This is a genomic window from Brevundimonas intermedia, assembly GCF_004614235.1.
Taxonomy (GTDB): domain Bacteria; phylum Pseudomonadota; class Alphaproteobacteria; order Caulobacterales; family Caulobacteraceae; genus Brevundimonas; species Brevundimonas intermedia_A.
Genome location: NZ_SPVH01000006.1, coordinates 332,734 through 346,941 on the forward strand (window position 1 = coordinate 332,734; position 14,208 = coordinate 346,941).

14 protein-coding genes are annotated in these 14,208 nt (G+C 67.6%); 7 read left to right on the forward strand and 7 right to left on the reverse strand.

What is annotated here, in order from left to right; genetic code table 11:
* Nucleotides 1-5: 5 nt before the first annotated feature.
* Complete coding sequence (locus EGY25_RS07920; RefSeq protein ID WP_135194465.1) at nt 6-482, reverse strand: hypothetical protein; 477 nt, start codon at nt 480-482, stop codon at nt 6-8.
* Nucleotides 483-591: 109 nt separating this feature from the next.
* On the opposite strand from EGY25_RS07920, the gene pgi reads away from it, so the two are divergent.
* Nucleotides 592-2,199 (forward strand): glucose-6-phosphate isomerase, encoded by a 1,608-nt coding sequence (gene pgi, locus EGY25_RS07925; RefSeq protein ID WP_135194466.1) that lies wholly within the window; start codon nt 592-594, stop codon nt 2,197-2,199.
* 58 nt (nt 2,200-2,257) lie between these two features.
* Here the strand turns inward: pgi and EGY25_RS07930 are convergent, their stop codons facing one another.
* Nucleotides 2,258-2,683, reverse strand: coding sequence for a hypothetical protein (locus tag EGY25_RS07930; protein WP_135194467.1), 426 nt, complete (start codon nt 2,681-2,683; stop codon nt 2,258-2,260).
* Between the two features lie 302 nt (nt 2,684-2,985).
* Here EGY25_RS07930 and groES point away from each other — a divergent pair, with 302 nt between their 5' ends.
* Together groES and groL are read left to right on the forward strand one after the other, a co-directional pair.
* Entirely contained in the window at nt 2,986-3,273 is a 288-nt protein-coding gene (gene groES, locus EGY25_RS07935) for a co-chaperone GroES (protein ID WP_008259448.1), read from the forward strand.
* 53 nt (nt 3,274-3,326) lie between these two features.
* Nucleotides 3,327-4,973 carry a chaperonin GroEL gene (gene groL, locus EGY25_RS07940; RefSeq protein ID WP_135194468.1) on the forward strand — a complete coding sequence of 549 codons (1,647 nt, stop codon included), beginning with the start codon at nt 3,327-3,329 and terminating at the stop codon, nt 4,971-4,973.
* Between the two features lie 214 nt (nt 4,974-5,187).
* On the opposite strand, the gene EGY25_RS07945 is transcribed toward groL, so the two are convergent.
* On the reverse strand, nt 5,188-5,916 hold the full coding sequence (locus EGY25_RS07945; RefSeq protein ID WP_135194469.1) for a glycosyltransferase family 2 protein: 729 nt from the start codon (nt 5,914-5,916) through the stop codon (nt 5,188-5,190).
* A 76-nt stretch (nt 5,917-5,992) separates the two neighbouring features.
* On the opposite strand from EGY25_RS07945, the gene EGY25_RS07950 reads away from it, so the two are divergent.
* The 3 genes from EGY25_RS07950 (at nt 5,993) to EGY25_RS07960 (ending at nt 9,099) form a co-directional block, all read left to right on the forward strand.
* Entirely contained in the window at nt 5,993-7,678 is a 1,686-nt protein-coding gene (locus EGY25_RS07950) for an ArnT family glycosyltransferase (protein WP_135194470.1), read from the forward strand.
* Nucleotides 7,678-8,592 carry a hydroxymethylglutaryl-CoA lyase gene (locus EGY25_RS07955; RefSeq protein WP_135194471.1) on the forward strand — a complete coding sequence of 305 codons (915 nt, stop codon included), beginning with the start codon at nt 7,678-7,680 and terminating at the stop codon, nt 8,590-8,592. Before EGY25_RS07950 ends, EGY25_RS07955 begins: the two co-directional genes overlap by 1 nt.
* A gap of 84 nt (nt 8,593-8,676) precedes the next feature.
* Complete coding sequence (locus EGY25_RS07960) at nt 8,677-9,099, forward strand: hypothetical protein (protein WP_135195569.1); 423 nt, start codon at nt 8,677-8,679, stop codon at nt 9,097-9,099.
* A 201-nt stretch (nt 9,100-9,300) separates the two neighbouring features.
* On the opposite strand, the gene EGY25_RS07965 is transcribed toward EGY25_RS07960, so the two are convergent.
* The 3 genes from EGY25_RS07965 to trhA form a co-directional block, all read right to left on the reverse strand.
* Nucleotides 9,301-9,654, reverse strand: coding sequence for a hypothetical protein (locus EGY25_RS07965; RefSeq protein ID WP_135194472.1), 354 nt, complete (start codon nt 9,652-9,654; stop codon nt 9,301-9,303).
* Entirely contained in the window at nt 9,651-10,277 is a 627-nt protein-coding gene (gene phaR, locus EGY25_RS07970) for a polyhydroxyalkanoate synthesis repressor PhaR (RefSeq protein ID WP_135194473.1), read from the reverse strand. Before phaR ends, EGY25_RS07965 begins: the two co-directional genes overlap by 4 nt.
* Nucleotides 10,278-10,387: 110 nt before the next feature.
* Complete coding sequence (gene trhA, locus EGY25_RS07975) at nt 10,388-11,104, reverse strand: PAQR family membrane homeostasis protein TrhA (RefSeq protein WP_135194474.1); 717 nt, start codon at nt 11,102-11,104, stop codon at nt 10,388-10,390.
* A gap of 160 nt (nt 11,105-11,264) precedes the next feature.
* Between trhA and EGY25_RS07980 the strand changes: the two genes are divergently transcribed.
* Complete coding sequence (locus tag EGY25_RS07980; RefSeq protein WP_135194475.1) at nt 11,265-12,440, forward strand: acetyl-CoA C-acetyltransferase; 1,176 nt, start codon at nt 11,265-11,267, stop codon at nt 12,438-12,440.
* A gap of 83 nt (nt 12,441-12,523) precedes the next feature.
* Here EGY25_RS07980 and EGY25_RS07985 read toward each other — a convergent pair whose 3' ends face one another.
* Nucleotides 12,524-14,128: a M20/M25/M40 family metallo-hydrolase gene (locus EGY25_RS07985; RefSeq protein WP_135194476.1), complete on the reverse strand. Its 1,605-nt coding sequence runs from the start codon at nt 14,126-14,128 to the stop codon at nt 12,524-12,526.
* Between the last annotated feature and the right edge of the window lie 80 nt (nt 14,129-14,208).

Sequence of the window (14,208 nt, forward strand, 5' to 3'; positions counted from 1 at the left end):
TGGCGTCAGACTTCCGGCTGCGGCGGGGCGGTGATGACTTCGACGTTGTCGTTCAGCAGGTAGGAAAGTTCCGACAGGGCGACGGCGCGTTCGGCCGGGCTGGCGGCGGCCTGAACGGCCTGGACCTTCTTGGGCATGTCCTCGGAAATGCCGCGCAGGATGCATTTCAGGTCGCCGTCGGTGCCGCGTTCCTTCAGGATCAGGTGGCCCTGCATGTCGAGCGCGGCCAGCTGTTCGGCCTGGGCCTTGAATCCGGTGAAGGCCTGGCTGGTGAAGAATGCGGCGTCGTCGGCGGCCTTGGCGGCGGCCCAGCCGTCCACCATGGCCTTCAGGCTGGTCGAGCGCGAGATGATGTCGGCGAACAGGGGCTCGCCCGCCACAGAGATCGGCGCGCCGACGGCGGCCGGCGGCTGATCCGCCGCCAGGGCGACGGCGGGATTGGACATCGCCAGGGCGATCGAAAGCGCGAGGCCGCAAGACATGGGGATGACTTCCTGTTTCACCGTCCGCTAGGACGTTGAACCTAAATACCGCCGACCCGTAAACGAGTGTTTACCCTCTCCAACGCCCACATCATCGACCGAGGACGCCATGAGCCGCGACGACGCCTGGAAGACATTCGATCGCACCGCCGCCGAGGCGGGCCAGACCCGGATCGTGGATCAGTTCGCCGCCGATCCCGAGCGGCTGGCGCGGATGTCGGTCGAGGCGGCGGGGCTCTATCTGGACCTGTCGAAACAGAGCTGGACGAAAGCCGCCTTCGAGGCCTGTCTGGATCTGGCCGGTGCGTCGGATGTCGAGGCAAGACGCGCCGCCCTGTTCGCCGGCGAGGCCGTCAACCTGACCGAGGGGCGTGCCGTGCTGCACCCCGCCCTGCGCGCCGCGCCGGGCGCGGATTTCCACGCCCTGGGCGAGCCGGTCTCTGCCGAGGTGGACGCGGTGCGGGCGGACATGAAGGCCTATGCCGACGCCGTGCGTTCGGGCGCCGAGGCCGGCGCGACGGGGCGCAGGTTCGAGGCCATCGTCCATGTCGGCATCGGCGGGTCTGACCTGGGGCCGCGCGTGGTGTGGGACGCCCTGCGTCCGCTGGACCCTGCCATAGACCTGCGGTTCGTCGCCAATATCGACCCGCGCGACATGGCCGAGGCCCTGACGGGACTGGACCCCGAAACCACCCTGGTGGTGGTCGTGTCCAAGACCTTCACCACTCAGGAAACCCTGGCCAACGCCGAGGCGGCCAAGGCGTGGCTGGCCGCATCCCTGCCGGCCGAGGGGATGACCAAACACTTCATCGGGGTGACGGCGGCGCCGGACAAGGCGGCGGCCTTCGGCTGCGGCCGCACCTTCGCGTTCCGGGACTGGGTCGGTGGGCGGTATTCGCTGTGGTCGGCGGTCAGCCTGTCGTGCGGCATCGCCCTGGGTTGGGACGTGTTCGAACAGATGCTGGCGGGCGCCGCCGCTATGGATGACCATTTCGTCTCGGCGCCGCTGGAGCAGAACGCGCCGATCCTGCTGGCCCTGGCTCAGGTGTTCAACGTCGACGGCCTGAACCGGCCCGCCCGCACCGTGGCCCCCTACGCCCATGCCCTGCGCCGCCTGCCGTCCTTCCTGCAGCAGCTGGAGATGGAATCGAACGGCAAGCGGGTGCATCGCGACGGCACGCCGGTGACGCGCCAAACCTGCCCCGTCGTGTTCGGCGAGCCGGGCACCAACGGCCAGCACGCCTTCTTCCAGCAGATCCACCAAGGCCCGCAGATCGTCCCGGCCGAGTTCGTGATCGTCGCCAAAACCCATGCCGATGCGCCGGAATCGCCGCTCTGGTCCAACGCCCTGGCCCAGGGTCAGGCCCTGATGCTGGGCAAGACGACCGAGGCGGCCAAGGCGGAAGGCCTGGCCCAGGGCCTGTCGGAGGAAGAGGCGACCCGTCTGGCGACCCACCGGACCTTCACCGGCAACCGCCCCTCGACCGCCATCCTGATGGACCGTCTTACGCCCGAGGCCCTCGGCGCCCTCTTGGCCCTCTATGAGCACAAGACCTTCGTCGAGGGCGTGATATGGGACATCAACAGCTTCGACCAATGGGGCGTCGAACTGGGCAAGGTCCTGGCCAAGGCGATCCTGAAGGACGTGGACGCCGGCGGACCGTCCGCCGATCTGGATGCGTCCACGGCGGCCTTGATGACGCGGCTGATGGGCTGACGAAGAAAGGGCCCGGCCTTGCGGCCGAGCCCTTCGTTCTTCTCAGATCGCCGCGCGACTACCAGCGGCGGTCGTGACGGTAATCCCGGCGATCGTCGCGACGGTCATAGCGTTGCTCGCGGCGATAATCGCGGTAGTCGCGGCGCTGTTCGTAGCGCGAGTCCCGGCTGTTGATGCCGTGCTCGCGCTCCCAGTGGCCCTGGTTCCGGTAGCACTGGCCGCCGCGATAATATTCGCAGCCCGAGCCGCGGTTCGACGACGCCACCGCGCCGATGGCTGCGCCGCCCAGGGCGCCGCCGGCGATATAGCGGCCGTCACCGTTGCCGTAGATGGCGCCGGCCAAACCGCCGACGGCGGCGCCGATTAGAGCGTTGCGGCCGGTGTCGTCGCGGTCACGCGATTGGGCCGAGGCCGGGGCGGCCATCAGGCTCATGGCGACGACCGGGGCGGCGACGGCGGCGGTGATCTTCAGCAACTTGGACATGATCGTCTCCTTTTATTTTCGGGCCGGTTCGGCGGTTCCGACAAGGGAAATGCCTCCAGCGTTGAAACGGTTCTGCCAGCCCCCGCTTGAACAGCCCCGGAGCCCGCCATTCATTTTCGGTTCATTTGTCGCGGAAGTTTCGCAGACGGCCGGCGATGGCGCGCTTGACGCTGGCCCCTGCTCTGACTACCTCCCGGTCGCGTTAGCACTCTCAACGATCGGCTGCCAAAACGGTGATCGAAGAGAGGCTGACCCACCGTTTTCAAGTCGCCCCCGTCCGGGGGTACATAAGGAGAGAACCGATGGCGTTTCGTCCGCTCGGCGACCGCGTGCTGGTTAAGCGCGTTGAAGAAGAATCCAAGACCAAGGGCGGGATCATCATCCCCGACACCGCCAAGGAAAAGCCGCAGGAAGGCGAAGTCGTCTCCGTCGGCCCCGGCGTTCGTGACGAATCCGGCAAGGTCAACGCTCTGGAACTGAAGGCCGGCGACCGCATCCTGTTCGGCAAGTGGTCGGGCACGGAAGTGAAGATCGATGGCGACGACCTGATCATCATGAAGGAATCCGACGTCCTGGGCGTGCTGTCCTAAGCACCCGACGTTCGATCTTCTTCAATCAATCCATCTAGATAGGAGCTGCCCGCATGGCCGCTAAAATCGTACAGTTCAACACCGACGCGCGCGACAAGATGCTGCGCGGCGTCAACGTCCTCGCCAACGCCGTCAAGGTGACGCTCGGTCCCAAGGGCCGCAACGTCGTGATCCAGAAGTCCTTCGGCGCCCCGCGCTCGACCAAGGACGGCGTCTCGGTCGCCAAAGAGATCGAGCTGGAAGACGCCTTCGAGAACATGGGCGCCCAGATGATCCGCGAAGTCGCTTCGAAGACGAACGACAAGGCGGGTGACGGCACCACCACCGCAACCGTCCTGGCGCAATCGATCGTGCAGGAAGGCCTCAAGGCCGTCGCCGCCGGCATGAACCCGATGGATCTGAAGCGCGGCATCGACAAGGCCGTCACCGCCGTCCTCGCCGACATCAAGGCCTCCGCCAAGAAGGTCGAGAACAACTCCGAGATCGCCCAGGTCGGCACCATCTCGGCCAACGGCGACGCTGAAGTCGGCGAAATGATCGCCAAGGCCATGGCCAAGGTCGGCAACGAAGGCGTCATCACGGTTGAAGAAGCCAAGACCGCCGAGACCGAGCTGGACGTCGTCGAAGGCATGCAGTTCGACCGCGGCTACCTGTCGCCCTACTTCATCACCAACGCCGACAAGATGGAGGTTCAACTCGAAGAGCCTCTGATCCTGCTGTTCGAGAAGAAGCTGTCGTCGCTGCAGGCCATGCTGCCGATCCTGGAAGCCGTCGTGCAATCGGGCCGTCCGCTGGTGATCATCGCCGAGGACATCGAAGGCGAGGCCCTGGCGACCCTGGTCGTCAACAAGCTGCGGGGCGGCCTGCGCGTCGCCGCCGTCAAGGCTCCGGGCTTCGGCGATCGCCGCAAGGCCATGCTGGAGGACATCGCCGTCCTGACCGGCGGCCAGGTCATCTCGGAAGACCTGGGCATCAAGCTTGAGAACGTCACGATCGACATGCTCGGCAAGGCCAAGAAGGTTACGATCACCAAGGACGACACCACCATCGTGGACGGCGTCGGCGGCAAGGAAGAGATCGAGGCCCGCATCGGCCAGATCAAGCGCCAGATCGAGGACACCACCTCGGACTACGACAAGGAAAAGCTGCAGGAACGTCTGGCCAAGCTGGCCGGCGGCGTCGCCGTCATCCGCGTCGGCGGCTCGACCGAAGTCGAAGTGAAGGAAAAGAAGGACCGCGTCGACGACGCCCTGAACGCCACGCGTGCAGCCGTTGAAGAAGGCATCGTCCCCGGCGGCGGCATCGCCCTGCTGAAGGCGACCAAGGCGCTTGACGGCCTGACCGGCGACAACGCCGACCAGACCGCAGGCATCGCCATCATCCGTCGCGCCATCCAGGCCCCGATCCGCCAGATCGTGGAAAACGCCGGCGTCGAAGGCTCGATCGTCGTGGGCAAGGTGCTGGAAAACAGCTCCGCCACCTACGGCTTCAACGCCCAGACGGAAGAGTACGGCGACCTGGTCGCCATGGGCGTGATCGACCCGGCCAAGGTGGTTCGCACCGCCCTGACCGACGCCGCCTCGGTGGCCTCGATCCTGATCACGACCGAAGCGGCCGTCGCCGACGCCCCCAAGAAGGGCGGCTCCGGCGGCGCCCCCGACATGGGTGGCATGGGCGGCATGGGCGGCATGGACTTCTAAGTCCAAGTCCTCCGACGCTGAGAATGCAGAAGGGCGGGGTCGCAAGACCCCGCCCTTTTTCATGTTTCCTCCCTGCGAAGCGGGGAGGGGGACCGCGTAGCGGTGGAGGGGCTCTTGAAGTCCCAAGGGCGCCTGTGGTGCGGCTACAACCCCTCCGTCACGACGCGAAGGCGCGTCGCGCCACCTCCCCATGAAATGGGGAGGAGACGGTGTCTCAGAACTCCGAGATCGCGCCCGGCCGGCGCGAGCGGGTCTTCAGCCACATGACGCCCAAGAGGTCCGAGAAGGACGCCCGCAGCCGGCCCCAGTTGGTGTATTTCGAACGGCCGACCTCGCGGTGGCGGTGGTCCACGTCGAGGTACTGGTTCCTGAAGCCTTCGCGGATCATCAGGGCCGGCAGGTAGCGGTGGATGTGATCGAAGTAGGGCAGGCGCAGGAAGACGTCGCGGCGGAAGGCCTTCAGTCCGCAGCCGGTGTCGTCGGCGTCGTCGCCCAGTAATTTGCGGCGGATGCGGTTGGCCCAGATCGAGGCCTGGCGCTTGGCCTCGGTGTCCTGGCGCTTGGCGCGACGGCCGCCGACCAGGCCGACGTCGGCGGGGGCGGCCAGTAGGGCGTCGACCAGGCGGGGCGCATCGGCGGGCGGGTTCTGGCCGTCGCCGTCCATCGTCACGACGACCGGCGCACGGGCGGCGAGGACGCCGGTGCGGACCGCGCGGCTCTGGCCCGCATTGGTCCCATGGGCCAGGACGCGTAGCGCCGGCAGTTCGGCCATGGCGGCCTTCAGCTCGGCCAGGGTCGCGTCCCTGGAGGCGTCGTCCACGAAGATCATCTCATAGGATCGTCCGTCGAAGGCGGCGGCGATCTCGCGCGCCAGGGGCACGGCGGCGCCCGCCTCGTCATGGACGGGAACGACGACGGAAATCTCGGGTGTCTCGACGGTCATCGCCGCTCCATAGAGGATAACGACGGCTTAGGGGAGACGGCTGACGACGGCGCGGTCGCCGTGTAAGGAGTCTGGAATGAAGACTTTTGATCTGGATGGCCGCATCGCCGGCTGGCGAGGCCCGCTCCTCGCGGCCCTGCTGACGCTGATCGCGGGCTTGCCCGGCCTGTTGCTGCTGCCGCCGCTGGACCGCGACGAGAGCCGCTTCGCCCAGGCCACGTCCCAGATGCTGGAAAGCGGCGACTACGTCGACATCCGCTATCAGGACGAGCCGCGCTGGAAGAAGCCGGTCGGCATCTACTGGATGCAGGCCGTCGCCGTCGGCCTGACCTCGGATGTCGAGGATCGTGAGATCGCCCCCTATCGCATCCCGTCCCTGCTGGGCGCCATGCTGGCGGCCTGGGCCGTGGCCTGGGCCGGGTCGGCCATGCTGGGCAGCAGGGTCGGCTTCTTCGGCGGGGCCATCATGGGGGCGACCTTCCTGCTGTCGACCGAGGCGGGGATCGCCAAGACCGACGCCATGCTGTGCGGGGCGACCACCCTGGCCATGGCGGCGCTGGCGCGCATCTATATGGCGACACGGGCGGGCGAACGGCCGATCCGGCTGCACAAGCTGCTGTTCTGGATCGGCATCGGGTTGTCGATCCTGATCAAGGGGCCGATCGGGTTTCTGGTCATCGCCCTGGCCATCATCGCCCTGTCGATCTGGGACCGGAACGTGAAATGGCTCTATCGCCTCGGCTGGGGCTGGGGGCTGCCGCTGGTCGCCCTGATGGTCGGGCCGTGGGCCATCGCCATCACCATCGCCACCGACGGCGGTTTCTGGCGCGAGGCCATCGGCGGCGACCTGGCGCCCAAGATCGCAGGCGCCCACGAAAGCCACTCGGGCTTCCCCGGCATGTATCTGCTGCTGGCGCCCCTGCTGTTCTTCCCCTCGACCCTGCTGCTGCCCGCCGCGGTCTCGACCGGCTGGAGTCGACGGGCCGAGCCGGCGATCCGCTTCCTGGTCTGCTGGCTGGTGCCCGGTTGGCTGATGTTCGAACTGGCTCCGACCAAGCTGTGGCACTACACCCTGCCGACCTTCGGGGCGCTGGCGCTGCTGGCCGCCGCCGCCCTGGCCCAGCCGATCGGCAAGGTGTCGAGGATCACCGGCGCAGCGCTGGCGGCGTTTGCGGCCCTACTGGTCATCGGCATCACCGTCTATGGGCTGACGGTCTATGGCACCTCGACGGCCCAGACCTGGGCGGCGCTGACGGTGGTCATGGCGCTGGCGGCGGGGGCGATGGGGGGCTTCCTGCTGTTGAACCGGGCGCCCGTCGCGGCTCTGGTCGCCTCGCTGGCCTTCGGCATTGTGGCCCATGCGGCCCTGGCCGGCACGATCCGGCAACTTCGGCCGCTGGCTGTCGCGCCCCAGCTTGAAAAGGTGCTGGAGGCGGCTGACCTGCATCCGCGCCAAGGCCGCACGCCGGGGCCGGTGGCGATCACCGGCTTCCATGAACCCAGCTTCGTCTTCCTGACCGGGCGCGACACCGATCTCACCGACGCGCAGGGCGCGGCGGCGGCCCTGGCCGAGGGGCGTCCCGCTATCGTCGAGGGACGCGACGCGGACGCCTTCCGCGCGGCGGCGGCCCGACTGGGCGTGTCGGGGCGGGCGGTCGGGACGGTCAACGGCTTCAACTATTCGGGCGGGGACGAGGTCAACCTGATCATCTATGCGCCGCCGCCCCGGAACGGGTCGGGCGCTGGCGCCGGAGGCTCGTGATGGGCCGCTTCATCCAGATCGTCGAGGTCGGTCCGCGCGACGGGCTGCAGAACGAGAAGGCCGTGCTGGACCCTGCCGTCCGCGCCGATCTAGTGCGGCGGCTGGAAGGGGCGGGGGCGAAACGGATCGAGGCCGTCTCCTTCGTCCATCCCAAATATGTGCCGCAGATGGCCGGCGCCGAAGAGGTCATGGCCGCCCTGCCGCACGAGGCGGGCCGCAGCCGCATCGGCCTGGTGCTGAACGGCAAGGGTTATGACCGCGCGCTGGCGACCGGGGTGGACGAGGTCAATGTCTCGGTCGCGGCCACGGACGGCTTCGGCCTGAAGAACCAGGGGCTGGCGGTGAAGGATCAACTGGTCATGCTGGGCGACATCGTGGCGCGCAGGCATAATGCCGAAGCCTCCGAAGGCGCGCCGTCGCTGTCGGCCATGATCTCGTGCGTCTGGGGCTGTCCGTTTGACGGCGAGGTCTCGGTCGATCGGGTCGCGGACATGGTCGGAGCCATCGCCGAGATGGGCGTAGGCGAGATCGGTCTGGCCGACACTATCGGCGCGGGCGATCCCTGGGCGGTGACGAAGAAGGTCGAGGCGGCCAGGGCTGTAGCGCCGAACTCGACCCTGCGCCTGCACTTTCACGACACCCGCAACACCGGCCTGGCCAACGCCTATGCGGGGGTCGAGGCGGGGATCGACGTGCTGGACGCCTCCGTCGGCGGCATCGGCGGCTGTCCCTTCGCGCCGGGCGCAACGGGCAACATCGCCACCGAGGACTTGGTCTATATGCTGACGCGGGGTGGGTTCGAGACGGGCTATGACCTGGACGCCCTGATCGCTGCGGCGCGCTGGATCGGGGAGGCCATCGGCCGGCCGGCGCCGTCGGCGCTCAGCCGTGCGGGCGGATTCCCCAGGGACTGAGCCGGCGATGGCGGGCGACGAAGAACGGCGCTATTCATGATGAACAGGCGTGGCCGTCAGGTCGGGCGCGAAGAGGGACCGACCATGCTGATCGCCATTCCGCTGCTGCTGATCCCCGTGGTGCTCTACAATATCGTGGTGCTGTTCGGCGGATCGGGCGGCGGCGCGGTCGTTCAGGCGGACGCCTTGCTGCGCGATCCGCTGTTCTCGATCACCATGACTTCGGGCGCGCAATGGACGATCGGTTCGGGCGACCTGATCCTGTTCCTGGGCCTGATCCTGCTGTTCTTCGAGCTGGTGAAGTCGACGTCCAGCCAGCGGGTCGCCATCATCAATCACGCCCTGTCGATGATCCTGTTCATCGCCGTGCTGGTGGAGTTCCTGCTGCTGCCGGGGTTCGCGACATCGACCTTCTTCCTGATCGTGATCATGATCCTGCTGGACGTGCTGGCCGGCTTCATCGTGACGATCATCTCGTCCCGCAAGGATTTCGATTTCGGAACCTGATCCCCCTCCGTCAACATCGGACTTGGGTAGCTTCTCGGCCTCAAGCAGCGCGAAGCGCGGTAGGCCCTACGAAAAAGCCGTGAAGATCAGGGCCACCACGGCGACGTCGAAGAATTTGGCGGCGAGGGTGAAGACGGCGGGCATGGGCAGGTCCGGCTGAGGGCGATCTGCCTCGCCTCCAGCAAACCTCGTGCCGCCGGATCAGATGTCGGTCTTGGCCGCCTTGCCCGCCATCGGACGACGCTCGGCCGCGCCGGAATATTCGGTTCCGAGATAGGCGGAGCGCGCTGCGTCCAGCACGGGTGGGCCGCCGCGCAGGCCGCGCTTCTGGCCGCTCTGGCCCATCTGCTGGGCGACGAAGGCGGCGGCGCCCGGCTCGATCGCCGGGAGGACGGCAGCTCTTGCCGGGGCAGGCTGGGGCTCGACGACCTCGGGCGCATCGACCGGCACCAGGGCGCGTGAGGCCGAAAGGGCGCGGCGCTCGCGTTCGCGGCGGTCGCCTTCGCGACGATCCACGCGCTCCGGGCCGCCCACAGCCTGGATCCGGTCGGTCATTTGGGCTTGCCGCCCGCCAGCTTGTCGATCTGGCGGCGCATCTCGTCCATCTGGCGGCGCATCTCGTCCAGGGCGTCGGGCGCCTCGGCCGGCGGCGCCGCGTCCGGCTTGGCCTCGGGCGTCGCCGTCGGTTCGGCGCGCGGATAGCCGAAGGCCGGGAACATCTGCATGGCGCGCTCGAACATGGCCATGTTCGCCTTGGCTGTCTCCTCGATCAGGGTCGCGCCCGAGCCGGCGCCGAAGGCGCGGCCGATCTGGCTGGCGAACTGTTCCTGCTGGCGGCCGAAGTTGGCCAAGGACATCTCCAGATAGGAGGGCAGGACCCCCTGCATCGAGCCGCCGTAAAAGCCGATCAGCTGGCGCAGGAACTGGACGGGCAGCAGGGCCTCGCCCCGGCTCTCTTCCTCGAAGATGATCTGGGTCAGGATCTGGCGGGTCAGGTCGTCGTTGGTCTTGGCGTCATAGACGACGAAATCGACGCCCTCGCGCACCATGGCGGCCAGGTCTTCCAGCGTCACATAGGTGCTGGTCCGCGTATTGTAGAGACGGCGGTTCGCATACTTCTTGATGACGACCGCATTCGCCTCGTTCTTGTTTCCACCCTTGGTTTTTTCGTCAGCCACGCTTGTTCTCGCGATGTTGCAACGCGTCACTATCCCCCCTTGTGCGCCCAAGCGCCAGAGGCAGACGCCAAAGGGGATGGCGCCGCGTCAATGCGCCGGGTGTGGACGGATCAGCCGTGGCTCATGGCCGGGGCCAGGACGACGCCGACCAGAACCGCCGTCCAGTGCACCGTCGCGCCGGTGACGACGAATCCATGCCAGATGGCGCGGCGGAACTTCACGCGCGGGCTGACGAAGACGAAGACGCCGGCGGTGTAGATCAGGCCGCCGATGACCAGCAGGGCCAGGGCGACGGGATGCACCGTCTCGACCATCGGCTTCAGGGCGGCGACCGCCAGCCAGCCGAAGACGACATAGACGCCGCTCCAGAACTTGTCCGAGATTCGTGGCGCGAACAGCTTCACTCCGGCGCCCATGAAGGCCAGGGTCCAGATCAGGGTGGTGAAGCCGATGGACCACAGCCCCTCGAACCGCTGGGTCGTGAAGGGGGTGTAGCTGCCCGCGATCATCAGGAAGATGGCCGCCTCGTCCAGCCGCCGCAGCACGGGACGCGCGGCGCAGGGATTGGTCCAGTTGTAGATGGTCGAGGCCGTCAGCATGCCAACCAGGCAAAGCGCATAGATGGCCGTCGCCATGACGCCGCCGATGCCGGTATAGACGCCCGCCAGACCCGCCAGGATGATCCCGCCGACCGCCGCCAGCATCAGGCCGACGACATGGACCCACAGGTCCGCCAGTTTTTCGGCGCGGGTCGGATAGTGGTCGATCATGTCCAGCTCGTCCGGCGTGCAGACGTGGGTGACGAGACGTTTCAGCGTGCGAAGCATGGCCCTTCCAATCCGTGGAGCGCGTCTATCGTTCCCGGATAATGCGCCGACAGGATGACGATTGGCTGAATCCGGCCGGGCGCCTATCGTCGCAGGTGACGAAGACGCTGCGATGCGGCAAAACGGCCACGCAGACCTATTCAGCAGAGAGTGAAATCCCATGACCGACGTCGTCATCGTTTCCGCCGCGCGCACGCCGGTCGGTTCTTTCCTGGGCGCCCTGTCGTCCCTGCCGGCGTCGAAACTGGGCGAGATCGCCATCAAGGCGGCGCTGGAGCGGGCCGGCGTCTCGGGCGACGAGGTGGACGAGGTGATCCTGGGGCATGTGCTTCAGGCCGCCGCCGGCCAGGGGCCTGCGCGCCAGGCCGCCGTCGGCGCCGGGGTGCGCAAGGAAGCCGCCGCCTGGAGCCTGAACCAGATCTGCGGCTCTGGCCTGCGCGCCGTCGCCATCGCCGCCCAGCAGATCGCGCTCGGCGATGCGAAGATCGTCGTCGCCGGCGGCCAGGAGAGCATGAGCCAGGCGCCGCACGCGCAACAGCTGCGCAACGGTCACAAGATGGGCGACGTCGCCCTGGTCGACACCATGGTCAAGGACGGGCTGTGGGACGCCTTCAACGGCTATCACATGGGCCAGACGGCCGAGAACATCGCCGACAAATGGTCGATCAGCCGCGAGGCCCAGGACGAATTCGGCCTGGCCAGCCAGCACAAGGCCGAGGCGGCCCAGAACGCCGGCAAGTTCGACGCCGAGATCGTTCCCGTCGTCATTCCTGGCAAGAAGGGCGACGTGACGGTCGACAAGGACGAATACATTCGCCACGGCGCGACGCTGGAGCTGATGCAGAAACTGAAGCCCGCCTTCGCCAAGGACGGCAGCGTCACCGCCGCCAATGCATCGGGCCTGAACGACGGCGCGGCCGCCCTGGTGTTGATGAGCGCGGACGAGGCCAAGGCGCGCGGGTTGGAGCCGCTGGTCCGCATCGCCTCCTACGCCACGGCGGGCGTCGATCCGTCGATCATGGGCACGGGGCCGATCCCGGCGTCCAAGAAGGCGCTTGAGAAGGCGGGCTGGAGCGTCGCCGACCTGGATTTGGTCGAGTCCAACGAGGCCTTCGCCGCCCAAAGCCTGTGCGTGGTCAAGGAGCTGGGGCTCGACCCGGCCAAGGTCAACGTCAACGGCGGCGCCATCGCCATCGGCCACCCCATCGGCGCCTCGGGCGCCCGCATCCTGACCACCCTGCTGTTCGAGATGAAGCGGTCGGGCGCCAAAAAGGGCCTGGCGACGCTGTGCATCGGCGGCGGCATGGGCGTGGCGATGTGCGTGGAACGCATCTGAGGGCCGCCACGCTTTGATCCCGTCACCCTCGGGCTCGTCCTGAGGGTGACGGGACCTTGCTTTATGGGTTCTCTCGACCTCCGCTAGTCCGCCGGATACTCGAACGGATCGCTCGGCGTCGGCTGGGTCGGCAGCGGCATGCGCGGCAGGGGCTCGTCGCGGTTGGCGGCGTTCAGCAGGAAGCTGGCCAGGATGACGGCCGACTGACGCAGGTCCTCGGCTTTCAGATGGTCGTAGCTGTCGATGCTGGTGTGGTGCAGGCGGCTGGAATAGTCGAGCGGGTCCTGGATGAACTGATAGCCGGGCACGCCGACCGACTGCATATAGACGTGGTCGGTGCCGCCCGAGTTGCGCAGGGACACCGTCGTCGCGCCCATGCTGGCGAACGGCGCCAGCCATTCCTGGAAGATCGGGGCGGCGGCGACATTGCCCTCGGCGTTGATGCCGCGGATCTTGCCCGAGCCGTTGTCCAGATTGAAATAGGCGACCAGATCGCGATAGCCGGCGCGCGGCTCGATCGGCCAGCGGCTGCGCCAGGTGCGATTGTTCGACAGGCCCGCCAGCGCCGGATCGTTCGACGGCGCCCGCGTCGCCAAATGCCGGTCCACATAGGCCAGCGAGCCCAGGATGCCCTGCTCCTCGCCGTTCCACAGGGCGAAACGGATGGTGCGCTTGGGCCGTACGTTCAGGGCCTTCAGGATGCGCGCGGCCTCCATGACCACCGCGCTGCCGGCGGCATTGTCCACGGCGCCGTCCGAGGCGACCCAGCTGTCCAGGTGGGCGCCGGCCATGACGTATTCGGTCCCGCGCGCCGTGCCGGGGATGTCGGCTAAAATGTTGTAGGCGTTGACGTCCTCGTCGTGGAACCGGACCTCGCTGTTCAGCTCCAGCGTCGGGGGCGCATCGGTCAGGGCCAGGCGCGCCAGGCGGCGATAGTCCTCGGCCGCCAGCTCCATCCCCGCCAGTTTCGGCGTGGCGCCGACCTGATAGGTGTAGCCCGTGCCGTGCAGCAGGCCGCCGTCGCGCTGGGAAATCCGCACCCAGGCCAGAGCGCCCTGTTCGACCAGGAAGGCGTCCAGTTCATTGGCGAAGTTGACGGTCTTCAGCGAGCGTTCGATGGCGGCCGGCGAATGCTGCGGCTGGTTATAGACGTTGCGCTCGGCCAGCTCTGCGCTGGTCCAGCGGCGGAAGGCCGGCTCGGTCGGCTCCGACCCCGTGCCGGGTTGAGACAGCATGACGATCTTGCCCGACAGCTTGCCGCGCCATTTGTCGAAGTCCTCGACCTTGGAAATCGGAGCCACGATGACGCCGCCGCTGATCGTTCCATTGGTCGAAGGCGTCCAGGCCACCGGAATGGCGCGCAGGTCCAGCGGCCGCGGCGCGGTCATGCGGGCGCTGGAGCGGACGATGGACCAGCCCCGGCCGAACTCGAACCCTTCGGCCCGGACGTTGGACAGGCCGTAGTCGGTGAACTGCGCTTGAGCCCACCGTTCGGCCTCGCGCATCTGCGGCGAGTTGGTCATGCGCCCGCCGATCCGGTCGGTCAGATAGGCGGCGGTCTGCATCACCTGGCTGTGGTTCAGCCCCTGGTCGATGATGCCGTTGACGGCGACCCGGTCCACCGACTGGGCGGCGACCGGCGTGGCGAGAAGGGCGGCGGCGGATACGAAGGCGAGCAGACGCGACATGAGTTCCCCTGATCTGAACAGGGGCGCATCTGATGTGATCCGGTCGCGGAGTGCAAACTGCAAACGTCGCCCCGATCGCG